The 25,299-nt window shown below is 35.5% G+C and carries 26 protein-coding genes and 2 pseudogenes; 9 read left to right on the forward strand and 19 right to left on the reverse strand.

Annotated features, from left to right (window positions below):
• Nucleotides 1-159: 159 nt before the first annotated feature.
• Nucleotides 160-546, reverse strand: a complete 387-nt coding sequence (locus FHL06_RS09105; RefSeq protein ID WP_153385909.1) for a CvfD/Ygs/GSP13 family RNA-binding post-transcriptional regulator — start codon at nucleotides 544-546, stop codon at nucleotides 160-162.
• A gap of 79 nt (nucleotides 547-625) precedes the next feature.
• Here FHL06_RS09105 and FHL06_RS09110 point away from each other — a divergent pair, with 79 nt between their 5' ends.
• Nucleotides 626-1,621, forward strand: a complete 996-nt coding sequence (locus FHL06_RS09110; protein WP_153385910.1) for an NAD(P)/FAD-dependent oxidoreductase — start codon at nucleotides 626-628, stop codon at nucleotides 1,619-1,621.
• Nucleotides 1,622-1,714: 93 nt separating this feature from the next.
• The gene (locus FHL06_RS09115; protein WP_153385994.1) at nucleotides 1,715-2,356 is read left to right on the forward strand and encodes a DedA family protein; all 642 of its coding nucleotides are present in this window, start codon (nucleotides 1,715-1,717) and stop codon (nucleotides 2,354-2,356) included.
• A 10-nt stretch (nucleotides 2,357-2,366) separates the two neighbouring features.
• Here FHL06_RS09115 and FHL06_RS09120 read toward each other — a convergent pair whose 3' ends face one another.
• The 6 genes from FHL06_RS09120 to FHL06_RS09145 are packed head-to-tail and all read right to left on the reverse strand — an operon-like array spanning nucleotide 2,367 to nucleotide 6,640.
• Nucleotides 2,367-2,969, reverse strand: coding sequence for a TIGR01906 family membrane protein (locus FHL06_RS09120; protein ID WP_153385911.1), 603 nt, complete (start codon nucleotides 2,967-2,969; stop codon nucleotides 2,367-2,369).
• On the reverse strand, nucleotides 2,962-3,738 hold the full coding sequence (locus FHL06_RS09125; RefSeq protein WP_153385912.1) for a TIGR01457 family HAD-type hydrolase: 777 nt from the start codon (nucleotides 3,736-3,738) through the stop codon (nucleotides 2,962-2,964). The genes FHL06_RS09120 and FHL06_RS09125 overlap by 8 nt, the downstream gene beginning before the upstream one ends.
• Nucleotides 3,735-4,310, reverse strand: coding sequence for a YutD family protein (locus tag FHL06_RS09130; RefSeq protein ID WP_153385913.1), 576 nt, complete (start codon nucleotides 4,308-4,310; stop codon nucleotides 3,735-3,737). Before FHL06_RS09130 ends, FHL06_RS09125 begins: the two co-directional genes overlap by 4 nt.
• Nucleotides 4,311-4,319: 9 nt before the next feature.
• The gene (locus tag FHL06_RS09135; RefSeq protein ID WP_153385914.1) at nucleotides 4,320-5,687 is read right to left on the reverse strand and encodes a bifunctional metallophosphatase/5'-nucleotidase; all 1,368 of its coding nucleotides are present in this window, start codon (nucleotides 5,685-5,687) and stop codon (nucleotides 4,320-4,322) included.
• A 6-nt stretch (nucleotides 5,688-5,693) separates the two neighbouring features.
• Nucleotides 5,694-6,305, reverse strand: coding sequence for a metallophosphoesterase (locus FHL06_RS09140; protein WP_153385915.1), 612 nt, complete (start codon nucleotides 6,303-6,305; stop codon nucleotides 5,694-5,696).
• Nucleotides 6,305-6,640 (reverse strand): hypothetical protein, encoded by a 336-nt coding sequence (locus FHL06_RS09145; RefSeq protein ID WP_153385916.1) that lies wholly within the window; start codon nucleotides 6,638-6,640, stop codon nucleotides 6,305-6,307. The genes FHL06_RS09140 and FHL06_RS09145 overlap by 1 nt, the downstream gene beginning before the upstream one ends.
• Before the next feature lie 64 nt (nucleotides 6,641-6,704).
• Between FHL06_RS09145 and FHL06_RS09150 the strand changes: the two genes are divergently transcribed.
• The 5 genes and pseudogenes from FHL06_RS09150 to FHL06_RS09170 all read left to right on the forward strand — a co-directional run bounded on the left by FHL06_RS09150 (nucleotide 6,705) and on the right by FHL06_RS09170 (nucleotide 13,274).
• Entirely contained in the window at nucleotides 6,705-8,138 is a 1,434-nt protein-coding gene (locus tag FHL06_RS09150) for a glycerophosphodiester phosphodiesterase (RefSeq protein WP_153385917.1), read from the forward strand.
• A gap of 66 nt (nucleotides 8,139-8,204) precedes the next feature.
• Nucleotides 8,205-9,608, forward strand: a complete 1,404-nt coding sequence (pepV, locus tag FHL06_RS09155; protein ID WP_153385931.1) for a dipeptidase PepV — start codon at nucleotides 8,205-8,207, stop codon at nucleotides 9,606-9,608.
• A 333-nt stretch (nucleotides 9,609-9,941) separates the two neighbouring features.
• Nucleotides 9,942-11,768: pseudogene (locus FHL06_RS09160) on the forward strand (transglycosylase domain-containing protein); the annotation flags it as partial.
• A gap of 868 nt (nucleotides 11,769-12,636) precedes the next feature.
• A complete protein-coding gene (locus FHL06_RS09165; protein WP_153385935.1) occupies nucleotides 12,637-12,939 on the forward strand; it encodes a hypothetical protein in 303 nt (100 codons plus the stop codon).
• A 23-nt stretch (nucleotides 12,940-12,962) separates the two neighbouring features.
• Complete coding sequence (locus FHL06_RS09170; protein ID WP_153385937.1) at nucleotides 12,963-13,274, forward strand: hypothetical protein; 312 nt, start codon at nucleotides 12,963-12,965, stop codon at nucleotides 13,272-13,274.
• 61 nt (nucleotides 13,275-13,335) lie between these two features.
• On the opposite strand, the gene ccpA is transcribed toward FHL06_RS09170, so the two are convergent.
• Nucleotides 13,336-14,337: a catabolite control protein A gene (gene ccpA / locus FHL06_RS09175; protein WP_153385939.1), complete on the reverse strand. Its 1,002-nt coding sequence runs from the start codon at nucleotides 14,335-14,337 to the stop codon at nucleotides 13,336-13,338.
• A 171-nt stretch (nucleotides 14,338-14,508) separates the two neighbouring features.
• Here ccpA and FHL06_RS09180 point away from each other — a divergent pair.
• Nucleotides 14,509-15,608: pseudogene (locus tag FHL06_RS09180) on the forward strand (M24 family metallopeptidase).
• A gap of 52 nt (nucleotides 15,609-15,660) precedes the next feature.
• Here FHL06_RS09180 and FHL06_RS09185 read toward each other — a convergent pair.
• The 4 genes from FHL06_RS09185 to murI all read right to left on the reverse strand — a co-directional run bounded on the left by FHL06_RS09185 (nucleotide 15,661) and on the right by murI (nucleotide 17,881).
• Nucleotides 15,661-16,002: a hypothetical protein gene (locus tag FHL06_RS09185; RefSeq protein ID WP_153385941.1), complete on the reverse strand. Its 342-nt coding sequence runs from the start codon at nucleotides 16,000-16,002 to the stop codon at nucleotides 15,661-15,663.
• On the reverse strand, nucleotides 15,992-16,414 hold the full coding sequence (locus FHL06_RS09190) for a DUF948 domain-containing protein (protein ID WP_153385943.1): 423 nt from the start codon (nucleotides 16,412-16,414) through the stop codon (nucleotides 15,992-15,994). The genes FHL06_RS09185 and FHL06_RS09190 overlap by 11 nt, the downstream gene beginning before the upstream one ends.
• A gap of 62 nt (nucleotides 16,415-16,476) precedes the next feature.
• Nucleotides 16,477-17,079 (reverse strand): XTP/dITP diphosphatase, encoded by a 603-nt coding sequence (locus FHL06_RS09195; protein ID WP_153385945.1) that lies wholly within the window; start codon nucleotides 17,077-17,079, stop codon nucleotides 16,477-16,479.
• Complete coding sequence (gene murI / locus FHL06_RS09200; RefSeq protein WP_153385947.1) at nucleotides 17,054-17,881, reverse strand: glutamate racemase; 828 nt, start codon at nucleotides 17,879-17,881, stop codon at nucleotides 17,054-17,056. Before murI ends, FHL06_RS09195 begins: the two co-directional genes overlap by 26 nt.
• Before the next feature lie 175 nt (nucleotides 17,882-18,056).
• Here murI and FHL06_RS09205 point away from each other — a divergent pair, with 175 nt between their 5' ends.
• Nucleotides 18,057-18,536 carry a DUF2507 domain-containing protein gene (locus tag FHL06_RS09205; RefSeq protein ID WP_238333998.1) on the forward strand — a complete coding sequence of 160 codons (480 nt, stop codon included), beginning with the start codon at nucleotides 18,057-18,059 and terminating at the stop codon, nucleotides 18,534-18,536.
• 148 nt (nucleotides 18,537-18,684) lie between these two features.
• Here the strand turns inward: FHL06_RS09205 and FHL06_RS09210 are convergent, their stop codons facing one another.
• From FHL06_RS09210 to FHL06_RS09240, 7 genes are all read right to left on the reverse strand, one after another.
• Nucleotides 18,685-20,715 (reverse strand): hypothetical protein, encoded by a 2,031-nt coding sequence (locus tag FHL06_RS09210; protein WP_153385949.1) that lies wholly within the window; start codon nucleotides 20,713-20,715, stop codon nucleotides 18,685-18,687.
• Nucleotides 20,716-20,832: 117 nt separating this feature from the next.
• Nucleotides 20,833-21,144, reverse strand: coding sequence for a thioredoxin (gene trxA, locus FHL06_RS09215; protein ID WP_153385951.1), 312 nt, complete (start codon nucleotides 21,142-21,144; stop codon nucleotides 20,833-20,835).
• 68 nt (nucleotides 21,145-21,212) lie between these two features.
• Entirely contained in the window at nucleotides 21,213-23,567 is a 2,355-nt protein-coding gene (locus FHL06_RS09220; protein WP_153385953.1) for an endonuclease MutS2, read from the reverse strand.
• A 52-nt stretch (nucleotides 23,568-23,619) separates the two neighbouring features.
• Nucleotides 23,620-24,162 carry a CvpA family protein gene (locus FHL06_RS09225; protein WP_153385955.1) on the reverse strand — a complete coding sequence of 181 codons (543 nt, stop codon included), beginning with the start codon at nucleotides 24,160-24,162 and terminating at the stop codon, nucleotides 23,620-23,622.
• 104 nt (nucleotides 24,163-24,266) lie between these two features.
• Entirely contained in the window at nucleotides 24,267-24,563 is a 297-nt protein-coding gene (locus FHL06_RS09230) for a DUF1292 domain-containing protein (protein ID WP_153385957.1), read from the reverse strand.
• A gap of 10 nt (nucleotides 24,564-24,573) precedes the next feature.
• Nucleotides 24,574-25,008, reverse strand: coding sequence for a Holliday junction resolvase RuvX (gene ruvX / locus FHL06_RS09235; protein ID WP_153385959.1), 435 nt, complete (start codon nucleotides 25,006-25,008; stop codon nucleotides 24,574-24,576).
• Nucleotides 25,009-25,266, reverse strand: a complete 258-nt coding sequence (locus tag FHL06_RS09240) for an IreB family regulatory phosphoprotein (RefSeq protein ID WP_010018752.1) — start codon at nucleotides 25,264-25,266, stop codon at nucleotides 25,009-25,011.
• Nucleotides 25,267-25,299 lie beyond the last annotated feature (33 nt).

Below are 25,299 nucleotides of genomic sequence, written 5' to 3' on the forward strand. Positions count from 1 at the left end.
TAATAATCATATCGAAGTTACAAGACCAAGTCAATAACTTTTTTAAAATTATTTGAAGCGATAAAGCCAAGAGATAAACTCGCAAAGCCTTGTCGCCATTGCTCTGTCGCAACAACAAGATATATATTACCAATTAGATAAGAGGGACGCAACCCTTTTTTACAAAAAAGTTGAATTTTTTTGCTTTTTATCTGAAATTCGTGCCATAGCCTCGTCTACCCAGGCCTTTTTATGCTTGGCAATCGTCTTATATCCAATCTTATCGCGGTAATTAGTCCAAAAATGCTTATGCAAAATAGGACGACCAATCTTCTCTTCATGCAATGCTCTAATAGAAAGACTTATCTTTCCCGTATATTCATCAATACCCATAACGACTACTTTTACCTTATCGCCAACTTGATACTTATCCTTTAAGTCCGATACGAATCCATGCTTTAGTTCAGATATATGAATCAAGCCTTGATGAGTATCGTCAATCTTTACGAAAACGCCATATGACTGCACGCCAGAAATAGTTCCAGTTATTTTATCTCCAATTCGCATTTACTTTCCTCCCTATGTAAGATGTATTTATGTAACAATGTATCTATAGATTATATAACAGAAAATGGTGACTAAAAATATGAATGACAAAATTTATGACATTTCAATTATAGGCGGAGGCCCTGCTGGTATGTTTGCAGCTTACTTTGCCCGCTTGCGTAACTTAAAAGTAGCATTAATAGAAAGTTTGCCTAAATTAGGCGGTCAACCAGAAACTCTCTATGCGCAAAAACACATCTATGATATAGCAGCCCTTCCAAAAGTATCAGGTACCGATTTGACTAAGCAATTGACTGAACAATTAGAAATCAGAAACTGTGATCAATATCTCAGTACTTCCATTACATCTATAGTAAGAAAAGATGATTTATGGGAGCTTTCTACCAATAAAGGTGAAACTATTACTACTAAAGCCGTTATTATTGCTATCGGTAATGGAGCCTTTGAACCACGTAAGTTAACATTTGATTATGATTCTAGTCTCGATGACGAAAAAATCAACTATTTTGTCAACAACATCGATGATTTCAAAGATGTTGACGTGGCCGTTGCCGGAGGTGGCGATTCAGCCGTTGATTGGGCTATCGATATCAGCAAGATTGCCAAGAGCACATCCCTGATTCATCGTCGCAATAAATATCGTGCCATGGAATCAAGCGTCGACAAGCTCAATAAAAGCGATATTCAGCAATTAAATCCTTACATCATTAAAGGAGTAAATTATAATCCTGACAATAAGGACAAAATAGATATCACGCTTAAAAAAATCAAGACGAATGATTTAGATGTTGTAACAGTTGATAAATTATTAGTTAACTATGGCTTTGTTTCCGACTCGAAAATATTGCGTGATTGGAATGTTGAGCTAAATGGTCCTTTCATCAAGGTCACTCAAGAAATGGAAACTAATTTGCCAAACGTCTTTGCCATTGGCGATATCGTGACTTACCCTGGTAAATTACAATTGATTGCTACAGCATTTGCTGAAGGACCTATTGCCGTTACCAAGGCTTTACGTAATTTATATCCTGACAAAGATTATTTTGAACACAGTACTTCTATCTTTGAAAAATAATCCTATTTACGTTAATTTTAAAGTTGTTTTAAGGTATGCTAGTATAATAAAGTTTAAAAAATGAATTCTGGAGTTGATTGATTGAGTTACGTAATGAGTCTAATCGACTTTATTCTTCATATTGACAGTCACTTAGTTAATATAGTGAATAATTTCGGTATTTGGACATATTTAATACTTTTTCTAATCATCTTTATTGAAACCGGAGTGGTTATCCTACCATTTCTTCCAGGAGATTCTTTGATTTTTGCCGCCATGGCTCTTGCTGCTAATTCTAAATATGGATTATTAGCTTGGCTGATGTTTTTAATATTCTTGGCCGCAGCCGTCTTAGGAGATTCCTTGAACTATGAAATTGGTGAACACTTTGGCGAGTATGCGACGAGGAATAAATATCTCAGTAAACTCATTAATAAAGAACATTTAGATGAAGCACACACATTCTTTGAGAAACATGGTGGTAAAACCATCGCTATTGGAAGATTTATTCCATTAATTAGAACTTTCGTACCATTCGTTGCCGGTAGTGGAACAATGCATTATGGTTCCTTCCTTAAATTTAACTTTTTAGGAGCTTTCTTATGGGTAACCCTTTGTTCAGTTGCTGGTTTCCTTTTTGGAAATATCCCAGCCGTTCAAGATCACTTCTCAATGATAATTATCGGAATCGTCTTAGTATCATTGATTCCCGTACTTATTACAGCAATTAAAAATAGTAAGAAAAAAAGAGCTTAAGACATTTGTCTTAGGCTCTTTTTAGTCTAGCTTTCCAAAAATTCAATCCTTCAAATACGATAAAGAAAAGAATGAAACATTGAGTAAAGAATTCTTCCGGTAAAATATTAATCACCGGATCCTTACTGGGGTCAAATAACCAATCGCTATTCCTGAAGAGTAATTCGTGGAAAACAACGAAGAACTCATCAAAATTTAACAACATCAAAATAGCAATGATTATTCCACCAATGCCAATCCACAAGAAAGTTCGATTAAAACGTGCTCTAAACTTGTGGAATTTAGCTACCAATAGCCCTGAAACGATAAAAACTGAGAAATTCAAAAGGAACAATTTCTTACAATCTTGAAAATGTAGTCTTCCGGCTGATGATGAAGCGAAATCACTCAATTGAAAATGCCAATTAAATGGATTAATCAAATAATCCATCATCTGAGCGTAATTCTTCATGATAGTTGAATACTTCATCCCCACTGCTTGTTCCAAGTAGTACGGTTTAATATCAATAGCAAATAATAGGTAGCTGGCAAAAATAGTTACCGTGATGGCTGTCGTCAACAAAAAGAATGCTAAAACAATCGTGTATAAAACATCCTTTTGTGAATTAGACATCCCACTTGTCCAGACTTTCTACCTCATGCGTTGGTTTAACTGACACTTTTTTAATATCATCATGAGTACTTACGCCTGTGTACACCAAAAGCGTATCAACGCCAGCACTGATTCCACATTTGATATCAGTATTATAGTTGTCTCCTACCATTAAAGCGGAACTTTTATCGAACTTCTTTGCTTCAACGGCAAAGTCAATCATTTCAGGTTCAGGTTTACCGATATAGTGAGCTCTTTGTTGAGTAGATGTTTCTACTAATGAAATAACTGAACCAGCTCCAGGAACCAATCCACGTTCATTAGGTAAATTAGTATCGGCGTTCGTTCCGATAAATAAAGCTCCTCGTTTGATTGCCAAGGTAGCTAATTCAAATTTATGATACGTAACATCATAATCTAACCCTACGATAACAACATCAGGGTCATACTCATTAAGCTTAATGCCAGTTCCAAAAATAGCGCTCTTTAAACCATATTCACCGATGACATAAGCTGAGTGGTTGGAAATGTCTTCGCCAAACATATCCTTAATATAAGCAGCCGTAGCAAGCGATGGCGTAACGACCTGATCAGCTTTAGCAGTAATTTGATGATTGTTCGTCAAATTATCAGCTACTTGTTGCGGAGTCTTGGTCGTGTTGTTTGTTAAAAAGTAATAATCGATTTCCTTTTGATTCAAATTGTCGACAAAAACTCTTGCTTCAGGAATCTTTGCTTTTCCACGATACATAGTTCCGTCTAAGTCAATTAGATATGTTTGATACTTCATTTATTCTTTTCACCTATTTTTCTGATTTTGAATGTTTTCTTAGTCGATGCATTAGGCTTCTTTTTATTAGTCACCTTAGTCGCATGACGTCTCGAAACTTTATTCTTACGTTTTTGATTATTATGACTTTTATTAGTCTTAATACTATTAGTATGCGTATTGTTTGTATTGCGAGTCTTGAAACGATGATGACTAGCCTTACGATGACGCGTTGTCTTATGTGGTTTCAACGGTGCTTTCTTAACCTTCTCCAAGACAAAATAAGCGCAGCCAAAATTACAGTACTCAATTAAATAATCTTCTAAGTGAGAAATACGATTATCTAAGGTACTTTCATTTCGTTGATCTTCATAAAATCCTTTAAACCTTAACTGGTCATAGCCCCAGTCGCCAACAATGTAGTCATATTTATTCAAAACTGGATTGTAACGTTCTTCAATTCGTTCTTCATTAAAACCATTGTCATGATTTTCAACAATTTTATATTGTGTTTTATCAATTGTAATTAAACCATCAGCCAATGTAATAACATCAGCTAATTTTTTAACTTTGTTATCCTCGATTTCTTGCAAGTAATCACCTCAAATCGGATATTTTTTATTTAAGTAATCTCCAAAAACATTTCTCAAGAATTTAGGATACATAATTTCATTTTCACCAGCAATCTCAATCGAAGGAAAATATGGCACGAACATATAATGGTCCAATAAGGCCAAGGTGTATTTTTGATTCATATTCAATTCTTGACCATTAACGTAAACATTACGTTTGTGATCAACAGTAATCCCACGATAAACTAGTTCGCCAAATATCTTACCACGAAATCCCATCCCTTTTTGCATATGATTACGTAAATAGAGACGATTTTTTTCCATTTCCATAACTAGACGCCAAACGTTATTTCCCGTCATGGTTGTTTTCATTACATGAATTGCATGAGGCAAAACATCGTGCATATTTCTTTTTGTGATGATTCCCTTTGGCAAATCATCTAAAAATAGACCTGAACTCAAGATAGCCACGTCAGTTTGAGCAAAGTCTTGAACGGCAGTCAATGCTTCTTGGATGATAGAATTATCAGCTTGATAGTCGTTTGTTAGAGTCTTTGGTAAATTAGCAACCGGCTTTTCATCTAACAATTTCTCACCCTTATCATATTGATCCTTAATCCACTTATCATCTTCCGGCAAAGTTTTCAAAGACTCAGTCTTAGTTGTAAAAGCAGATTTAGCAATAACTTGATGTTTATCATCTAGCTTTAGATTGATTGTGCCAATATGTTGACCGTACTTCCCAGCAGCAGCTAATAAGACGCCATTATCAAGTTCTCCTTTGACAAATAAATGGTGTGAATGAGCTCCAATGACAACATCTATTTGTGGATATTTCTTAGCAATCAATCGGTCCATCGAAACTCCAAGGTGCGATAATAATATTATTACGTCGCAATCTTTAACTGCTTCTAAAGATTTAGGCAACATTTCTTGAACCAATTTGATGTCCCATTTTAATAATGGATACGTCAAAATATAAGGTGTCGTTAGACCCATCAATCCAATTTTAGTTTTATTCTTCGTGGTAATAATTTTATAAGGCTTAGCAAAATCAGCTAATTTGGAAGCTTTAGTTTCATAAAGATTATTGAGTATCACTGGAAAATTTGCTTTGTCATAAAGATGTTCTAGTTGTTCATGACTATTGCCTAAGCCTTCATTGTTACCAATCGTTGCTGCATCGTAGTGCAGTGGATTCATCCATTCAATATTGGCTTGACCATTAGTTGCTTCTGTTAATGGATGTGCTCGATCCATTTCATCCCCAATATCGAACAAATAAAAATCATCAGCGAAACTTTCATTGCGTGATTGCTCAATGAAGCGACTAACTCTGGGAAAGTTTTCGAAATGGGAATGTAAATCATTCGTATGAACTATTTGAATTTTTTCCATAATATCCTACTTTCTTTGTAACTTTGCCAAATCCTTTTTCTTCTTATCATACATCTCTAAAATTTCTTCACCGCGCAATGGTGAACCCCAAGGTAAATCTTCTGATAAATAATCACGTTCAGGAGCATCGACTCCAACATTGATATTTTCAGCTATGGGAACTGAATAATGGTGAATGTGGCCATGCAGATTAATAATTTTTTCAACTTTTCCAAGTAGCATTGGATAATGCGTACAGTAAAACTGGTGATGGTCAAATTTCAGAAGCGAACCGACATCTTCAAATTCAAAGCGTTGCTTGCCATCATCCATTGTTTGATTGTGCTTATTGATAAATTTAAAAAGCGAACGATAATCATGATTGCCCTTAATCAAGGTCATGTGACCATTCAGTTGTCGCAACATGTCATATGTTTCTTCATTAGTTGGCGTTTGTTGTGGTCGCATGGAAATATCGCCTAAGTGATAAACACGGTCGTTTTCATCGACTCGAGCATTCCAAGCATCAATCATAGCTTGATTCATTTCATCAACATTGCCAAAATGACGTGGGGCAAAATTATTAGGCTGTAACAATTGATAATGATAAAAATGCGTGTCTGCTATAAAATAATTCATTATTCTTTATCCTGATCTTTTGAAGTTATTCGGTTTGCTTTGAGGATTTCATTGAATGCATCCAAAACCTTGCCCTCAGGTTTCTTATATTCAACCCATTCTGTTAAATTCATTGGTGGAACGGTATAATTCTCATTAACGTAATCTTCGTAGATGCCGACAGCTGAAGAATGTGGAATGTTTAATTTTAAAATACGTACTTCTTTAATCATTCCTAATTCAGCAGCTTTTTCAGCTCTGCCGTTCATTACGATATTGGCAATCTCGTAATACTTAGTCCCATCATTACGAGTAATTTGCTCAATCATATCTAGTGTTTGTTTCTCATTATCCATATAAATACCTCACGTTTCACTACTTACTCTAGTATATAATATCTAAAAAGTTAGGGAGTTAATTATGATTTCTAAAAGTTTTACTTTTTTCAAGATTTCACTAGCTTTATTTATCTTTATTTTTGCCAGTGGTTTTACCGTCATTGGTCATCGTGGCGATCCTATCAATGCACCTGAAGAAACCTTCGAAAGTTTCAATAAAGCTTTTAAAGAAGGTGCTGACTATGTCGAATTAGATTTGCATGTTTCCAAAGATAACGTTCTAGTTGTTTCTCATGACCGTAATTTGGAGCGTGTGACAGGTACATCAGAAATTGTCTCCCAAAATAATTTCTCACAGATTGCGACCTTAAAGCAAAAGAATGGCGAATCAATGCACAGTTTGAATCAAGTGTTCGAACATTACAAGAACAATCCCAATGCCAAGTTCCTTATTGAAACTAAAAAGACTAAAAAGGGCAATCCTCAGAATATGGAATCCTTGCTCAAACAAGCTATCGACCAGTACAACATGAAAGACCGAATCATGTTTCATTCATTCTCGACTAAGAGTTTGCAAAATGAAGCTGAATTGATGCCCGACATCCCTAGAATCTTCATTGCCGGAACCATTAAACGAGTTAACTTCGATGTCTTACAATATGTCACTGGCGTTAATCTTTCGTCAAGTATCATAACACCACAAATTATCGATACTTTGCATTACATGGGTAAAAGCGTCTATGTTTGGGATGAAATGAATGAGAGTCCTAAAAAGTGGAATACTTTAATCAACATGCCGATTGATGGCGTTGTTACTAATTACCCTGCTACCGGAAACGACTATCGTGATTTAAAGGAACAATCTAAGAATGAAAAATTAAATCAAAATGTCTTTTACATGAGTACTAAGGAAGAACCCATTTATGAAAATCCTTACCGGCTGATTAAAACTAAAAAGGTTGTTAAACCGTTAGACGGCTATCACATTACTAATATCATCAAATTCAACGGTAAAAAATACGTTCAACTAGGTGAAAATGAATTTGCTAATGCTAGTGGTTTCAATTCCGAATACGTTCTTTCAGAATTACGCCCATATTTTGGTGCCAAGGCCATCTTTAGAAATCAACAAGCTAATAATTTCCTTTATAGTGACCCTACGGACCCATCTTCAATCATTAATCGTCTTGAGCCTAATAAAGCTGAACAGATTTTAACGATTCAAAAAATCGGTTCACAGACTTGGTTAAGATTAAAAGATGGCTGGATCAACGCCGAAAATGTTTTGATTCAACTAAATCCTAATAATTATTTAGGTAACAATTCAAAAGAAAGCTACTATAATCTACCTCGTGGGCAAAGAATCAAAAATATTGATTTAATGGAAGATATCGCGATTGCTCAACCTGATAACAATCAACAATCGCTTAAGAATACTGATTTAATCAAGAATTTTAATAATATTTTCGTTGATTATTCTTTCAGCAATGATAACGATTCCATAAATCATATCTAACTCGATTAGCCTTTAAAGCTAACCTTTGGTAAAATGAAAAAAACTTCATGTGGAGGTCAGAAATACATGTCTATAGATTGGGAAAAGGAAGTTTCGCATCGTTCGGACGAATTGATCAACGATCTTTCCGAATTAGTAAGTATCGATAGTTCTAGAGATATAGAACATAAAACTAGCGATTTTCCATTAGGTCCCGGACCAGCAAAAGCCTTACAAGCATTTCTACATTTTGCAGACCGTGATGGCTTTGCAACTAAAAATGTTGATAATTTAGCCGGACGAATTGAATTTGGTGAAAGTGATGACGCAATTGCTATCCTTTCTCACGTCGATGTTGTCCCTGAAGGTCCAGGTTGGGAAACCAATCCCTTCGAACCCGTAATTAAAGATGGTAATTTTTATGCTCGCGGTGCCAGTGACGATAAAGGTTTTGGCTTAGCAGCATACTATGCTATGAAAATTATCAAGGAATTAAATTTACCAGTATCTAAAAGCGTTCAATTGATTCTTGGAACTGACGAAGAGAGCGAATGGGTCGGAATCAATCATTATATGGAAAAGGAAACTTTACCAGAAACTGGTTTTTCACCTGATGCAGAATTTCCTGCTATTAATGGCGAAAAAGGAATTGTCTCCTTTAGAGTCAATTTCCCTAAACCTGAAATTGGTTTGGTAAAGCAATTTGAAGCTGGAATTAGACCAAATATGGTCCCTCAAAATGCTTCAACAAAACTTGACTTAAATGTAGCTAGTTTTGATGATATCAAAGCTAAACTAAATGAATTCTTAGAAAACAACAAAATGATCAAGGGCAATGTTGAATCAGATGATGAAAACAATATTGCTGAAATAACTATCATTGGAAAAGGCGCCCATGCAATGGAACCATTTAATGGGGTTAACGCAGCAACTTATTTAGCTAAGTTTTTAACTACCTTAGAGCTTAATGATAGTGAGAAGACTTATTTTGGCTTCATTGCCGATGATTTGCACTTAGACTTTGCTGGTCAACGTTTGAATATTGCTAACAAAGATGATGTCATGGGTGAATTAACACTTTCGCCCAATATTTATGAATATGACGAAACTAAAGCCAATATTCTATTAAATATTCGTTACCCCAAGGGTGACACTGGCGATACTTTGACTGAAAAAATCAATCAAGCTTTACCAACAAACGCCTCAGCAGAAATCGAGGGACACAATCAGTTACCTCATTTTGTAGCAGCTGATGATCCTTTGGTCCAAGCTTTAGTCGGCGCTTATCACGATCACACTGGCGATGATACTAAACCATTCACTGTTGGTGGCGGAACTTACGGTCGTATTTTAAAACACGGAATTGCTTATGGTGCGATGTTCCCTGGTGATGAAAACGTTATGCATCAACCTAATGAATATATTAATATCGATAAATTATTGAAGTCGACTGCCATTTACGCAGACGCCATTTACCGCTTGATTAAGTAACATTTATTTTAGTTCTGTAGAGACTCTTTTCTACAGAACTTTTTTTGTTTTTACACTTCTAATTCGATTTTATTATATAATTACGTTATGTAACTTTTTAAGGGAGCTTATTTGAAAGTGAAAAATTTATGGAATAGCATCGTCAACAGCTTTAAAAGTATCAAGAGCTGGTCTGATTTTGCTAATAGAGCTAATCTAACGATCGAAGTCATTCGTCGTATTATCGTCTATACCTTTGCTGGATTGATGATTTTACTAAGTTTGGCTATTGGTCTGGGAACCGGATACGTATCTGCTTTAACAAATCAAGTCTCCGTCCCCACTAAAAATGAAATGAAGACTGAACTACAAGACGTTAATAATTCAGCAACGTTGTATTTTGCTGATGGTAGTAAAATCGAAAATCTCCAAAAAGAAGTTCAAGGTAAAAAAATACCACTGTCGCAGATGTCGCCTTATTTGAAAAAAGCGATTGTTTCAACTGAAGATAGTGACTTCTACCGCCATAAGGGTGTCGTACCTAAATCAATTTTTAGAGCCATTATCTCTGATTTAACTGGTATCGGTGCTCAAACTGGTGGTTCAACTTTGACGCAGCAAACTGTCAAAATGCAGATGTTATCTTCCGAAACTACTTGGAAACGTAAAGCCGTAGAAATTTTCTTAGCTATGCGAGTTGATAAGTATTTCTCTAAAAAAGAGATTTTGCAAGATTACCTTAATGCCGCAACCTTTGGTCTCAATAATAAAGGTCAAAACATCCAAGGTGTTCAAGCCGCTGCAAAAGGATTATTCGGTAAGGATGCAAGTCAGTTAAACATAGCTGAATCAGCCTTTATCGCTGGTCTTCCTCAAAGTCCTTCGATTTATACACCTTATAGCACCACAGGTACTGGTGGAAAAATGAAGAGTAATCTCAATCTAGGTATGAAGCGTAAAAATATTGTTTTGTACCGGATGTATCGTGATAATCAAATTACTGAAGCCCAGTACAATCAGGCTAAGAAGTTTAATTTGAAAAAAGACTTTATCAAGCCAGCTAAAGCTAGTTCACAAGAAATCAAATATGGTTATCTTTATAACTTATTAACTGATGAAGCTAAAACTGAACTAATTAAAAAATTAGTTAAGAGCGATGGCCTCAAGTATAAAGAAGTTAAAAAAGATAAAACACTATATGATCGCTATTCAGAACAAGCAAATACTGAATTGCACAATAAAAATTACAAGATTCACAGTACTATCAATAAAAAGCTTTATATCGCTATGAACAAGCAAGCCCAAGACTTTAAGGGTAATCTTGGAACAACTCATACCGATACTGCTCAAGATCCTAATACAGGAAAAACGATTAAGGTTTCTGAACCTGTTCAAAATGGGTCTGTCCTCCTCGATAACAAGACTGGTCAAGTCCTAGGCTTTGTCGGTGGAGTCAACTTCAAGAAATCTCAATTGAATCACATCTTTACTAACAGATCTCCAGGGTCTTCAATTAAACCATTGATTACCTTTGCGCCAGCTATAGAAAATGGTTTAATTGGTTCACAATCAATGTTAGCCGATTTCAAGACTAGCTTTAAAAAGTATTCACCAACCGACTATGGTCAAACGATTCAAAATCGATTTGTCTCAGCTCGTGAAACTCTAGAAGAGTCTTACAATATTCCATCAGTTAACTTGTATAACTACATCAGACAGCAAGGTGTCAGTTCTAAGAAGTACATGTCCAAGATGGGTATTAACTTGAGTAACAAAGAATACAACCAGCTCGGAATTACATTGGGTGGTACATCTGAAGGTGTGACAGTTCTTCAACAAGCTAGTGCCTTCTCAACTTTTGCTAATAAAGGTGTCCATGTTGATCCTTATGTCTTATCTAGCGTCGTCGATCCTTCCGGAAAGACAGTCTATAAGCACAAGGGTTCAAAGACTCGTGTCTTTAGCAAACAAACTTCTTACATTATTAAAAACATGTTGCACGGAGTTGTCACTAAAGGTACTGCTTCTGCCCTTTCTTACGAAACTAACTTCAGTAACAAGAATCTCTTTGGTAAAACTGGTACATCAAATGACTATCGTGATAACTGGTTCATTGGTAGTACCGATGGTATGACGTTAGCTTCTTGGATTGGATACGATAATCTTTATGGCAATAACTACAACCTGGCAAGCAATTCGACTGATATTAATCAAGAATTGTGGGCTAAGATGGCCAATGCCTTATATCAAGAAGATAAGTCAGTCTTTAATATCAATAAGAAATTTAAGAAACCTAGCGGCGTTAAATCGTATACCGTTGATAAAGAAACCGGAACTTCACCCGGAACGATCGGCTACAATGGTATAACTACTAAAGTTAACCAACACACTACTAAGTCGCTTTATTACAAAGGCAGTCCTAAAGAAATGTCTTATGATAATTTTGCTATTGGTGGCAAGTCTAAAAATTATAAACTCTTCTGGGATAATTACTTCGGACGTGACAATGGTTACGCAACCGTAAAAACTCTTGGAAGCAGCAAAAAGAGCACTTCTGAATTAGCCTCTGAAAATGGCAGCGGTCGTACTTCTGGTTTCAGTAACAGTACTAACAGCAATGCTTCTTCTGAAGTCGTAACTGATAGTATTTCGACTTATTCCTCAAGTAACAATAATTCCACTACTTCAAACGGGAATACTGAAACAGGAACTGGGTCAGGAACAAGCGGCTCTAGTGGTTCAGGTTCTAGCTCCAGCTCTAATTCAACATCTGGATCAAATTCTAGTTCCAGTTCCAATGCAAGCTCGAATTCAAGTACTGGAAATGAAAGTTCAACCAATCAAGGTTTAGAAAATAATTCTAGTTCCAATTCGTCTCAAGCAGGCTCTGGTTCAAGCGTTGAAGAAACTCCAAGTCCAACTGCTGAATAGTTATTATTACTAATAAAACCCAATCGACTTTTTAAGTTGATTGGGTTTTTATAAACAACATAACTTTACTTATATATGATAGAATAAAAATGTTACTTTGATTTAAGGAGAAACACGTATGTATTTCAGTCCAAGTTTTCTACAAAATTCTTTGTACATCGTTGCAGCTATTTTAATCATTCTTATGTTAGGTGTAATAATTTACAAGGTCTCACATAAAATCAAGCTTTGGGATAAAACGATGACTTTAGCTTCAATTGTCTTACTCAATACGCTTTATTCCATCCTAGGCGGTTTTTTCAATCTTCCCTATGAATTAAGCTCCATTATTACAGGAGGCTTGTCATTAGTCGCTTTAGGCTATATCGTTGTTATAATTTGGGATTTTTACAAACAACGTAAATCTGTAAATAATAAATAAATTTCTTTTTGGGGGAAAAGCAAATGGTACCAGCTAATTTTGAATTGGCAAGAAATGCTATCACATCAATGGTAGCTGTCTTATTAATCGTGGTTTATATTATCTACATGATATCTAAATTCTCACATCGTGATCAGGAGAAAATCTGGACTCTTGATACAGTTCTTTTAACTTTGATTGCCATCTATTGCATTTACACGACTTTGATGAATTTCGTGAAATTACCAGCTAATTTAAGTTATATCAATACTGTGATTTCAGTCATCTTTATGATTGTGGTGGTACTCTTTATTATCAGTTCCATCATTAAACGATTTACTCAAAAAAAGAACTAACTAAAAAGCTATCAACTCTTCAATTTAATCGAAAAGTTGATAGCTTTTTTATTATCTATAATTATCTTGTTGATTCACGTTTAACAATGCTGTATGGCAATTTAATCGTATTATCATCAATTTGTTCTTGATTCATCATCTTAGTCAAAAGACGCATTGCAACCGCACCAATATCATATAATGGTTCTTCAATTGAACTCATCTTAGGACGTGTAACTTCACAGACAACTGTGTCATTGCTTGTTACTAATTCAAAGTCATCAGGAACCTTTATTCCTGATTTGACAGCTGAATTCAAAATTCCAGATGCAAGCAAGTCTTCAGTTACATAAGCAGCTGTAGCTCCACTTCCCTGAATAGCATCCCAAATTGCTTCTCCAGCTCTGACTGAGTATTCTGCTTCAAAGACCAAGTTGGAACTGAAATTGAGATGTGCTTTCTTTAAGGCCTTTTTATAGCCATCTAAGCGATATTTACCGTCGATTGGATTTTCAAGACTTCCGCCAACAAAGGCAATCTTCTTGTGTCCATTTTGTGTCAATTGGTTAACTACGCTGCAAACAGCATCGGCAAAGTCGATGTTTACACTTGCACTTTCATTGTTCTTATCAACTGAACCAGCCAAAACGATTGGTGTCTTTGAGTTTGCCAAGATGCGCTTTAACTTCTTGGACAATTGTTTACCCATGTAAATGAGTCCGTCAACTTGCTTTGATAACAAATTATTCAAGATTTGTTCTTCATCACCAACAGATTCTTGCAAACTAGTCAAAATGATATTGTACTTGTACATTGAAGCAACATCATCGATACCTTTAGCTAGCGAAGAATAGTAAAGATCAGTGATATCAGGTAAAATAACTCCGATCGTTGTACTCTTTTTACTTGCTAAGCCTCGTGCAACCGCATTAGGACGGTAATTTAAACGATCAATAACTTCGAGAACACGTTTTCTTGTTTTCTCTTTAACATTAGCGTTACCATTTACTACACGAGAAATAGTGGCCATGGAGACATTTGCTGCCTCAGCTACATCATAAATTGTTACTACTTTTTTCTCCATTAATATTCACTCTCTCAAACTTATTTTCATTAATTATCTCTAATTTATCAAAGTTTTTTACATTTTGCAAGCGGTTTCTACTTTATTGTGCTATGTTTTCATATTTTTTCAAAAAGAAAATTGTTTTCAATGATATACTACATATAAATATGACCAAAAAGGAGAATTTTCATGAAGAAACAATTATCAATGCTACAAGATTATTTAGCTAAAAACAAGCTTGATGCAGCTTATGTTTCAAATCCAACCGATATCAACTACTTCACCGGCTTTTACAGTGACCCTGTTGAACGAATCCTCGCACTTCTCGTTTTCCCAGATAAAGACCCATTCCTCTTTGCCCCTCAACTTGAAGTTGAAGCTGCTAAGGATGCTGGCTGGGACAAAGATGTCTTTGGCTACTTGGATCACGAAAATCCTTTCGATTTAATGGCCGGACACATTAAAGATGCTGTTGGTACTCCTAAAAATTGGGCCATCGAAAAAGATGACATGTCAGTTCAAAAATTAGAAGCTTTAAAGCAACAATTTCCTGAAGCAGAATTTCCTAATAACCTTTCTCGTTATATGGAAAATGCCAAATTAATTAAAACTGATGAAGAAATCAATGAATTAAAGGCTACTGGTTCAGAGGCTGATTATGCTTTCTCAGTTGCTTTTAATGCCATCAAAGAAGGTCGAACAGAACAAGAAGTCGTTGCTGAAATCGAATATGCGATGATGAAAAAAGGCGTTATGCACATGAGCTTTGACACGATCGTCCAAGCTGGCGCTAATGCTGCTAACCCACACGGTGGACCTGAGAAGACTCCATTGGAAAAAATGAATTGGTCTTATTCGATTTAGGTACAGTTCACAATGGCTATATCTCTGACGCCTCTAGAACTGTTGCTTTTGGTCAGCCAGATGAGAAATCACTCGATATTTATAAAGTTGACCTCGAAGCTCAATATGCAGCTATGGATGCAGCAAAGCCTGGAATCACTGCAGCACAACTTGATAAAGTTGCACGTGACATCATTGATAAAGCTGGTTATGGCAAATACTTCATTCACCGTCTAGGACATGGTATGGGTACTTCAGAGCACGAATTCCCTTCAATCATGGAAGGGAATGATATGGTTCTAAAACCCGGCATGTGCTTCTCGATTGAACCTGGTATCTATATTCCAAACGTTGCTGGAGTTAGAATTGAAGATTGCGTCTACATTACTGAAGATGGCTGCGAACCATTCACGCATACTTCAAAAGAACTTAAATATATCGACTAATAATTAGTCAAAAAAATCTGTTAATTCAAAATGAATTAACAGATTTTTTGCTTTATTCTTTATTGTTTTCTTCTTTTTCTTTATTGCTATTAACATCTTTTTTAGTGTTGTCAATTTCATCTTCATTAAAGATAATGTTGGAATCATCTTCATCATCTTTAATTTTATCAACTGTCGATGCCATTTGTTCTTTCAAGGCATCCGTCTTTTGATTGAACGAATCAACTAAATCGTTGTTAGAATGCAAACCAACGCCGCCATTGTTAAAATCGCTACGAATAGTTTTGACATTTTCTAACATTCTTTGACCCGCTTCACTAGTTAAATACTTCGAAGCAAAATATCCTGATGCACTGCCTAGTGCTAAACCTATTAAAAAGTGACTATTTTTCATACTTTTTATTCTTCTTTCTTGGCCAGACCTTTGTTGCTGTCTTCATAACTGTAGCCATATTTCCTAAGGTTAAAAGATTTTGAAGGCTAAAACCCTTATTCTGCTTCTCAGCAGTAGCATGAGCGGCTTTATTACCAAGATTTTCTACGGTATCGAACAATGGATTTAACTTACTAGATTTGTGATTTACATCGTCCATTAGCGTGTTCGTCTTATCGACCAACTTAGTACTTTGATCCATGATCTGTTCAGTATTCTTGGACAAGACCTCAACCATCTTTGTTGTTTCTTTCATTGTTTGTTGCAATTCTTGAAGCAATTTAGCAGTCTGAACTAAAGTTCTGGCTAAGTACACAACCAATACTACAAATGCGACTGCTGCAATTAAACCTGCAATTTGTCCACCAGTCATATTATTACCCTCCTGTATTCTAATAGCATATTTATACTAGCATTATATTAATCCATCGGCAATTAATACCAATTGATCCAATCACGCCACTGTTGTTCGAGCTTTTTAATCGCTTGTCCGCGGAGACTTATCTGATTTTTTTGGTCAATTGAAATCTCTGCCATTGTCTTCTTTAACTCTGGTAAATAAAACAATGGATCATAACCAAATCCATCATCCCCTTGAGGAAGCGTTCCAATCAATCCTTTGAATTCCCCACGAACAACTAAGTCCTTTTCATTGTTAGGATTAGCAAAAACTAAAGTGGAAACGAATTGAGCTGTTCTTTTTTCCATCGGTACGCCACCTAGTTCACTCAATAACTTGGCATTATTAGCTGCATCATTGTGATCGCCAGCATAGCGAGCTGACAAAATCCCTGGACGTCCATAAAGAGCATCGACTTCAAGTCCTGAGTCATCTGCAATAGTTGGTAAATTAAACCGTTGCATGACGGCATGAGCTTTTATAGTGGCGTTTTCCTCGAAAGTAGTCCCTGTTTCTCTAATTTCTGGAAAATCTGGAAAATCCAACAATGTCTTCAAAGTAAATTCTTGGTCATTGAAAACTCGTTTGAATTCTCTAGCCTTACCAGGATTTTTAGTTGCGATTATTATTTCTTTCATTGTTTCCTCCGATGTTTACCAAACTGATTTCAGCAATTTCTGTCATCAACCAACGTTTAGCTAATTTCGAGAAATCATCTAAGTCAGCGGTTGCATGTAACTTAATTGTACGATGTTTATCATCTGATAGTAAATTATTTGCGGTTAAATAATTTTGAGCGACCTTAACCGTATTAACAGCTGGATCAACCAACTTCGTGTCAGGTAAATAAGCATTAATCTGCTTTTTCAACATAGGAAAATGGGTACATCCTAAAATTAAAGTATCGTATTGACTATCCTTAAATGGTTTCAAAGTTTCAGCAACATTTTGCTTAGCTTCAGGTGTATCAGTTTTGTCAGCTTCCACAAGTGAAACAAATTTTTGTGCAGCAATTCCTAATACTTTAAATTTAGGACTGATTGAAGCAATCGTTTGACTATAACTTTTAGAATTGATTGTCGACTCAGTCCCAATGATTCCAATATGATTCGTTTTAGTAGTTTCACTAGCTTCTTTAGCACCGGGTTTTATAACCCCAATCATTGGAATAGTAAATTCTTTTTTCATTGCATCCAATGCTTGAGCAGTGGCTGTATTGCAACCAAAGATAATTAATTTAACATTTTGGTTAATTAAGTACTGTACCATTTCACGTGTATAAGATATGATTTGTTCATGGGTCTTGATTCCATAAGGCATCCGTGCCTCATCGCCGATAAAGATTACATCTTCATTTGGCATCTGATGGATTACTTCATTAACGACTGTCAAACCACCTAAGCCTGAATCTAGTACTCCAATTGGTCTATTATCACTCATAAATGTATCCCTGCCTTTATTTAAATAAGCGAATTATTTGTATTTACATGAAAAGATTTATGTTCTATCTTTTACATTGACTTAAAAAGCAATTATTCTAATGATATAATAAATTGTCTGAAAAAGCAATTATTCTAATGATATAATAAATTGTCTGAAAAAAGGAGTTAAAGCAATGGCCGCAAAATCAAAAGATCTTAACAAAAAAACGTTAACGGATTCTTCACAAGAAAATAAAGATGGTAATAATGTAGATGCGTTAACTGAAAATTACTTTGCCGTTTCGGTACTCCGCGATTTTATTCTTCCTGACCTTCTCGATAAAGATACCGTTGAATTACTATACTGGGCAGGCAAGAATCTTAGCCGACAATTAATTCTTGATATGGAAAGTCTACCTGAATTATTTTCCAAAGCTGGCTTTGGAACGTTAACAGTTACCAAACAAACACCAAGTAGTTACACATATAGTTTAAATGGTCCAGAAGTCGTTCAACGATTTGATACTAATAATGATGATCCAGAATTTTCATTAGAGACTGGAATAATTACTGAAACTGTTGAAAAAACGATTGCAGCATATTGTTTAGGAACTTATACTGTCAACAGTAAAGCCAAAAGCGTTTCAATTAAAATACAAATTGATCGAAACTAAAGTATACACCAAAAATCGATTGATGTGGATGGATCCATCTGTAAATGTAATTGATAACGATTAATTTAATTAAATTACTGAATAATATGTTTTAATTTTTTAAACATGATAATAGACCTAGTAATTACACATTACTGGGTCTATTTTTTTATTCTTCGGAATCTTCTTCTATCCTAACTTGAACTAAGGTCAAATGTGGCAAAGCAATTGGAATAATAACATTGTCATCTTTTTGACGTAAAACAACCTCTTTTTTGACCGATTGATTATCATGACGCAAAATAACAACAGCCTTTTTGCCAGCAACTTCAGATGCTGCATGCCAGGTGATTTGATTGTAATCATCTAAAGTAAAGTTAGCTATCCAAAGCGTTTGACTATCTTCTCCCCCAATTGCTAATTTGGTATTAGGCATCTTAGAAAGATAATCGACTGAAACGATCGAGTCCAGCATCTTTTGGTAAAGGACCTGCTTAAAACCAATATATTGCGACTCCCAACCATACTTTTCATCTTCATTCATGGGCATAACGATAATGTGATCATCAATCATGGTCATTACTTTACCAAGTTTTTTATCTTCTTGATTGTAAGCGTAAGTCCAGACGTCAACTTGAGCTTCATTGTCATAATCAAGCTGCAAATAATCGCCTGTATGTTGCAACATTGAGATTCTTGGATTCTTAATGCCCTCAATCGTTTGATTGTCAGCACTCTCAAAAGTTTGATAGCCGCTTCTGACTTGATGCCACTTGGCAGATTTAATATGCAACAATTTGCCCAAGTCTCGGTCCAATAATACTTGCACGGCTTTACCATCTAGCAAAACAATGTTGTTTTCAATTAAGTCGGTGACCTGCTCTGTTTTCATATTCCGAAACAATTGTCCACTAATGGCTATAATTTCATCCTCTAAGCGTAATCCGGACTGATAAGGAACAATTGATGTCGCAAAGCCAAACGTGCTTAACAAGGCCGCCCAATTAGTTTCATGAGGCAACAGTTCTTTAATATCTTTTCCTATCTTTGTATGCAGTGTATAACTTGAATCTTGGTCAACTAAAATTTTGATGCCTTGGCTTTGACCCATCTTTAAGGTTCTGGAAGTTATTTCATTTAAAAATGGTTTGCTTTCAGCCAACATCTCTGCGTAATGATATTCATCGTTGATACCATTGCCGCTCATATCAAACAGGTTCATTAGAATTCCTTTAGCTCCTACTAAAGCTGATGTCTCTATTTGAAATTGAGTAAATTTCAATGATTTGACGAATGGCGAATACATGTAATTTTCCAATTCTGGGAAAAGTTGTGCTTCGTCACCTAAATATGCAGCTGTAGTACGCGTATATTTTTCAAAAGTCCGTGAATATTTTAAAGGTGCAATTTCGTTATAGGCTGGCAAATGTGGTCGAGCAATTCTGGGATGTCCGGCACCACTTAAATTATCAAATAATTTATTCCAATCACGAGCTTCCAAAGCATGCCAATCTGGTAAAGATGTCATCAATGCTAAATTAGTTTGGGGCGAAATGACATGAACTCGACCTTCAATTTGATGGACAGTTTCAATCATTTCCTGACGAGCAACATCTAAATAGACTCGTCTTTCTTTGGTTGGTTCCCCAGTTTGCAAAATTTTTTTTACAAATTGTGCTCGAGATATTTTTTCATCTAATTTATCTTGATATATTTTCATATGGTGGTCGCAAAAACATCCCAATTCCAATGGACTGTGATTGAAATGACGAAAATCATCTTCTAACCAAAGTTCTTTAGGATGAATTGAAGCGTATTGGGCGTAACGATCTGTTAGGTAGTCTCGCCATTTTTCATCAGCTGGACAACCAATTGATTGCGCAACTCGCCCATTTTGGTCCACCATTGGCTCAAAACCTGCTGCAATCTTTTGTCCGCGGTCACTATGCATCAACGTTGAAAAAGGGTTCAAACTGAATGTTATTTCAGATTTTTTCAATTTCTTAGCGATTTTTTCAATTGCATCTAACCAAGTTTGAGTCTGCTCCGCATCCAAATGACCAGCATTTATTTCTTCTGAATTCATGAAAAACGTTACATTATCTATCAAAGCATTCTGACAAAAATCGAGTAGTTTGTCATCCTTAGCCTTAGTGTTAGTCCGATAATCAATTGAATAACGTAAAGAATACTGAAACATACAATTCACCTCAATCATTATTTTTAATAATAAAACGGTTTCATTTTATCACAAAAAAATAATAAAAAAAGTTCCATAATTACTAGATTCACTTCTAATAACTATGGAACTTATTTATTAATCAGAATAACTGTCCAAAACTTTTGCTAATTGAGCTTTGTTACGGAAACCAGTTAATTTATCAACTACTTCGCCATCTTTTTTAACGAGTAGCGTTGGAATTGCCATAATTCCAAATTTCTTTGGTGTATCAGGGTTAGCATCAACATCCATCTTCAAGAACTTAACTGAATCATCATCCTCAGATAGATCTTCAACTACAGGTGATTGCATGCGACATGGACCACACCAAGTTGCCCAAAAGTCGACTAAGACGACACCATCTTTTGTTTCTTCTTCAAAATTCTTATCTGTTACTTCATCAACCATTATAATCACTCCTTTAACAAAATAAATATTATCATTAATGCCTAATCTTTAAAAAGTTTTTGCTTAATCTACAAATCTACGATTGTAGCACCGGAACCACCAGAGCTGGCAGGAGCATATCCAAATGATTTAACACGCGGATTTCTGCGCAAATAGTTGGTAACTCCCTTTCTGATAACGCCAGTACCAAAGCCATGAACGATTGTTACTTGATTATAACCAGCCAATAAAGCTGAATCAATATATGAATCTAATTCCGACATAGCTTCTTCATAACGTTTGCCACGTAAATCTAACTTGCTAGAAAGTCCTGAACTCTTAGTTCTCTTAACCATGGTTGGTTTCTTTTCAGGTTCTGGTTCAACATTTTTGACCTTTTCTAGTTCGTCAGCCGCAAATTTCATTTTTAAGATACCTAATTGTACTTCAAATTGATCATTCTTGTCTTTTCTAACAATTGTCCCAATTTGGTCGTACTGCAAGGATTTAACATGGTCGCCAACTTTTAATTGTTGACGACGTTTATTCCGACGCAAAACTCGATTCTTTTTGACTGAATCATCTTGATGCAAGTTCTTAAGGCCAGTCTTAGCCGCAATGATTTGATCTTCCTTAACAGCTACGCCGTCACGTTGCATCTTGTGCAACTGGTCAATAATCTTATCTGATTCCTTTTTGGCTTTAGCAACGATTTGATTAGCTCGAACCTTAGAAGCTTGAATTTCAGAATTCTTCGATTTATCGAGATCATCACGTTTCTTTTCGTATTCTTTTTGAACGCCTTTATTTTTGTCCAATTGAATCTTCAACTGGTCATTTTTTTGTTCAAATTCTTTACGACGATCTTCCAAATCAGCAATCATATTATTCAAATCTTGACTCTCGCCATCCATCAAAGCCTGTCCACGGTCAACTACGCTTCGATCCATTCCTAAACGAGCCACAATATTAAAGGCATTACTTGCACCAGGAATCCCTATCAACAAGCGATATGTAGGTTTAAGCGATTCATCGTCAAATTCCATGCTGGCATTGATTGTATCAGGTGCATTATAAGCATAGATTTTCAATTCTGGATAATGAGTCGTTGCCATAATATAACATTTTGAAACTGATAATTTTTCCAAAATTGCAATCGCAATGGCAGCACCTTCTTGAGGATCAGTTCCGGCACCTAATTCATCAATCAAGACTAAGCTGTGTTCTGATACTTTGTGAATGATATTAATAATATTATCCATGTGAGATGAGAACGTACTTAAATTTTGTTCGATTGATTGCTCATCACCAATATCGACGAAAACCTCGTCAAAAACGGCAACTTCACTTTCTTCACGAGCAGGAATAAAGAGTCCTGCTTGAGCCATTAATTGAATCAATCCAAGAGTTTTCATGGTGATAGTCTTACCACCTGTATTAGGACCGGTAATGAGCATCGTCTTGTAGCCATTGCCCATTTTAATATCATTGGCGACGACTTTATCAGGGTCGATCAGTGGGTGTTTAGCATTATACAAGTCAACTGTATGGTCATCAGAAATAATTGGTTCAGTGGCTTTAATTTCTTTAGCATACTTAGCTTTAGCGTTAATTAAGTCAAACTGAGCTAAAACTTCATTATTTTTAACAATTTCATTGATTTCAGGACGAACTAAATTAGATAGATTATTTAAAATCCGATTCTCTTCAGAACGTTCTGAAACTTGAGCTTCGTGCAGTTGATTATTTAGACCGACGACTGCTTGTGGTTCAACGTAAAGAGTTTGCCCACTGGCACTTTGGTCATGGACAACTCCACCAAATCTCGTCTTGTATTCAGTTTTAACAGGGATAACAAAACGGTCATCACGTAAAGTCACGATAGGTTCAGTTAAATATTTGGTATTTTTACCACGCGTAAACTGATTCATCGTTTGTCTGATTTGGTCATTTAATTTGCCGATATGATTTCTGATATATTTCAAATCTTCAGAAGCTGTATCTAAAACTCGACCCGTTTCATCCAATGAACGAGCCAACAATTTAGTCAACTTAGGATTATCGATCAAATCATCATTCAAATGATACAACTGACGCAAATCAACTTGATCATCTTTTAAATCTTCAAAGAATTCTTTTAATTCACTAGTATTTTTCAGAACTTGTCCAATAGCAGCCAATTCTGTTCCGTTCAAATTTCCGTCTTTTTTTAAACGATTAGCTTCATCATGCAAATCAGCTAATTTTCGAACTGGGATTTCCCCCTTAATACGAATAATATCGGCTCCATCTTTGGTTTGATCAATCAGTCTTTGAACGATTGATTCAACCGACATTGGCATTAATTTTTTTAAGAGAGTTTTCCCACGTGTTGTAATCAGATATTTGGCAATTTCAGCTTTGATCTTGTCAAATTCCAATACTTTCAAAGCTTTATTATTCATCAATCTCTCCTATTACAAAATAAGACTGAAACAAATTGTCCCAGTCTAAAAGTTATGCGGCACCTATCCACAAATGACTAAGTAAACCTGTCAAAACAGGCGTACTCTTAATCATTGTTGAAGCCACAAAAGAATGTTGCAAAGCGTGTTGGATACCAACTACTGGAATCATCGCTAACAATAATAAGACCATAAAGATACTTACATAAGTTACGACGAAGGCAATAATTCCTCCACTCAAAACATTTATATCATTGTACATCGGAAAATACGTTAACTTTTTAAAATATAGCCCTAAAAAGCGCATGATAATCCAGCCAATGAAACAAACAAATATAAACGCAAAGGCACGGTAAAATGCATTGTCTAGTTCCATACCAACTTTTGTTGAGAAAAAGGCAAATTCACTGCCTAAATTAGCAGATGGATATGGTACGAGCATTTCAAATTTTGGGCCTAAAAACTTAAATGACACTAAGGCCAAAGCAAAAAATACTACGTAACCAACTGCATAAAATGTCTCCATGGCTAAACCACGGCGGGCACCAATATAAAAACCATAAATCAAAAGTAAAATAAGTAACAGACTAAGCATTATTTCCCCTTACTTCATTCATGCTAAAAAGCGTATTTAAAATCATATTATGAACTGACCATAAAACCAAACGATTGGCTTGCGCCAATCGTTATTGTTTTATCTTATTCCTCGTCACTTGTGAAGGTGTTCAATACCTCTTGAACCATATCCCATTCATCTGGATCTTCAATCGGATTCAATTCGCCAGCATCAACATCGCCATTTTCATCTGGTGAAAATGAAAATGCTTGAACTTCAATCTCATCTGAATCCTCAGATTCCTTAGGATACAAGAAGACATATGATTTACCATAATCATCGGAATCAAAAGTAAAAAGAATTTTGTAAACTTCTTTATTGCCTTCATCATCACTTAAAATAACTTCATCTAAATCTTTTGGTGGTTGTTTTTCATTCATATTTATCACCTTAATTTCGTGTTAGTTTACCTTTAGCATCAAGATAATTTTGTAGAATCATTTCCGCAGCAATCTTATCGATGACTTTTTTACGTTTCTTGCGTGAAACGTCAGCTTCATCAATCAGCATTCTTTCAGCTTGAACTGTTGTTAAGCGTTCGTCAATAAAATCGATTGGCAAATGGAATCTATCTTCTACCATTTTGCCATACTCGCGAGATTTTTCCACTCTTGGTCCCTCAGTATTATTCATATTTTTGGGCAAGCCCAAAACAACTCCGGTTGCTTTTTTTGCCTCAATTATTTCGCCAAGACGATCCAAGCCAAATTCTTCTTTATCTTCGTTAATACGAATAATTTCTACTCCCTGAGCTGTCCAGCCTAAAAGATCGCTACAGGCAACTCCGACAGTACGTGAACCAACATCTAAACCTAATAATCTCATTTATTTACCTTGGTTGAGATAACTCTTAACTAATTCTTCAATTATCTCGTCTCTTTCATGTTTCAAAATCAAATTACGGGCATCATTGTGTCGTGGAATGTATGCTGGGTCACCAGAAAGTAAGTAACCAACAATTTGATTAATTGGATTATAACCCTTTTCTTCTAGTGACTGATAAACACTTTGCAGTGTTTCTTTAACATCTTTGCCTTTATTCTCATTAAAGTCAAAACTCATAGTTTTATCAAGTGAACTCATGGCAAACCTCCATATAACTAAAATTTAAGTGAC

Origin of the sequence: Companilactobacillus halodurans (assembly GCF_009600985.1) — a bacterium.
GTDB lineage: Bacteria > Bacillota > Bacilli > Lactobacillales > Lactobacillaceae > Companilactobacillus > Companilactobacillus halodurans.

What these genes read in the sequence shown, in the direction of transcription:
- FHL06_RS09135 (WP_153385914.1), bottom strand. Translation starts at nt 5,687, where the DNA reads ATGGAAAAAATTCAAATAGTTCATACGAATGATTTACATTCCCATTTC.
- FHL06_RS09185 (WP_153385941.1), bottom strand. Translation starts at nt 16,002, where the DNA reads ATGAAAAATAGTCACTTTTTAATAGGTTTAGCACTAGGCAGTGCATCA.
- FHL06_RS09210 (WP_153385949.1), bottom strand. Translation starts at nt 20,715, where the DNA reads ATGTTTCAGTATTCTTTACGTTATTCAATTGATTATCGGACTAACACT.
- FHL06_RS09110 (WP_153385910.1), top strand. Translation starts at nt 626, where the DNA reads ATGAATGACAAAATTTATGACATTTCAATTATAGGCGGAGGCCCTGCT.
- FHL06_RS09170 (WP_153385937.1), top strand. Translation starts at nt 12,963, where the DNA reads ATGGTACCAGCTAATTTTGAATTGGCAAGAAATGCTATCACATCAATG.
- FHL06_RS09145 (WP_153385916.1), bottom strand. Translation starts at nt 6,640, where the DNA reads ATGGATAATGAGAAACAAACACTAGATATGATTGAGCAAATTACTCGT.
- FHL06_RS09240 (WP_010018752.1), bottom strand. Translation starts at nt 25,266, where the DNA reads ATGAGTTCACTTGATAAAACTATGAGTTTTGACTTTAATGAGAATAAA.
- FHL06_RS09190 (WP_153385943.1), bottom strand. Translation starts at nt 16,414, where the DNA reads ATGACTGGTGGACAAATTGCAGGTTTAATTGCAGCAGTCGCATTTGTA.
- pepV (WP_153385931.1), top strand. Translation starts at nt 8,205, where the DNA reads ATGTCTATAGATTGGGAAAAGGAAGTTTCGCATCGTTCGGACGAATTG.
- FHL06_RS09120 (WP_153385911.1), bottom strand. Translation starts at nt 2,969, where the DNA reads ATGTCTAATTCACAAAAGGATGTTTTATACACGATTGTTTTAGCATTC.
- FHL06_RS09115 (WP_153385994.1), top strand. Translation starts at nt 1,715, where the DNA reads ATGAGTCTAATCGACTTTATTCTTCATATTGACAGTCACTTAGTTAAT.
- FHL06_RS09125 (WP_153385912.1), bottom strand. Translation starts at nt 3,738, where the DNA reads ATGAAGTATCAAACATATCTAATTGACTTAGACGGAACTATGTATCGT.
- FHL06_RS09195 (WP_153385945.1), bottom strand. Translation starts at nt 17,079, where the DNA reads ATGAAAGAAATAATAATCGCAACTAAAAATCCTGGTAAGGCTAGAGAA.
- ruvX (WP_153385959.1), bottom strand. Translation starts at nt 25,008, where the DNA reads ATGAGATTATTAGGTTTAGATGTTGGTTCACGTACTGTCGGAGTTGCC.
- FHL06_RS09140 (WP_153385915.1), bottom strand. Translation starts at nt 6,305, where the DNA reads ATGAATTATTTTATAGCAGACACGCATTTTTATCATTATCAATTGTTA.
- FHL06_RS09205 (WP_238333998.1), top strand. Translation starts at nt 18,057, where the DNA reads ATGGCCGCAAAATCAAAAGATCTTAACAAAAAAACGTTAACGGATTCT.
- FHL06_RS09230 (WP_153385957.1), bottom strand. Translation starts at nt 24,563, where the DNA reads ATGAATGAAAAACAACCACCAAAAGATTTAGATGAAGTTATTTTAAGT.
- FHL06_RS09165 (WP_153385935.1), top strand. Translation starts at nt 12,637, where the DNA reads ATGTATTTCAGTCCAAGTTTTCTACAAAATTCTTTGTACATCGTTGCA.
- FHL06_RS09225 (WP_153385955.1), bottom strand. Translation starts at nt 24,162, where the DNA reads ATGCTTAGTCTGTTACTTATTTTACTTTTGATTTATGGTTTTTATATT.
- FHL06_RS09105 (WP_153385909.1), bottom strand. Translation starts at nt 546, where the DNA reads ATGCGAATTGGAGATAAAATAACTGGAACTATTTCTGGCGTGCAGTCA.
- murI (WP_153385947.1), bottom strand. Translation starts at nt 17,881, where the DNA reads ATGAGTGATAATAGACCAATTGGAGTACTAGATTCAGGCTTAGGTGGT.
- FHL06_RS09150 (WP_153385917.1), top strand. Translation starts at nt 6,705, where the DNA reads ATGATTTCTAAAAGTTTTACTTTTTTCAAGATTTCACTAGCTTTATTT.
- ccpA (WP_153385939.1), bottom strand. Translation starts at nt 14,337, where the DNA reads ATGGAGAAAAAAGTAGTAACAATTTATGATGTAGCTGAGGCAGCAAAT.
- trxA (WP_153385951.1), bottom strand. Translation starts at nt 21,144, where the DNA reads ATGGTTGATGAAGTAACAGATAAGAATTTTGAAGAAGAAACAAAAGAT.
- FHL06_RS09220 (WP_153385953.1), bottom strand. Translation starts at nt 23,567, where the DNA reads ATGAATAATAAAGCTTTGAAAGTATTGGAATTTGACAAGATCAAAGCT.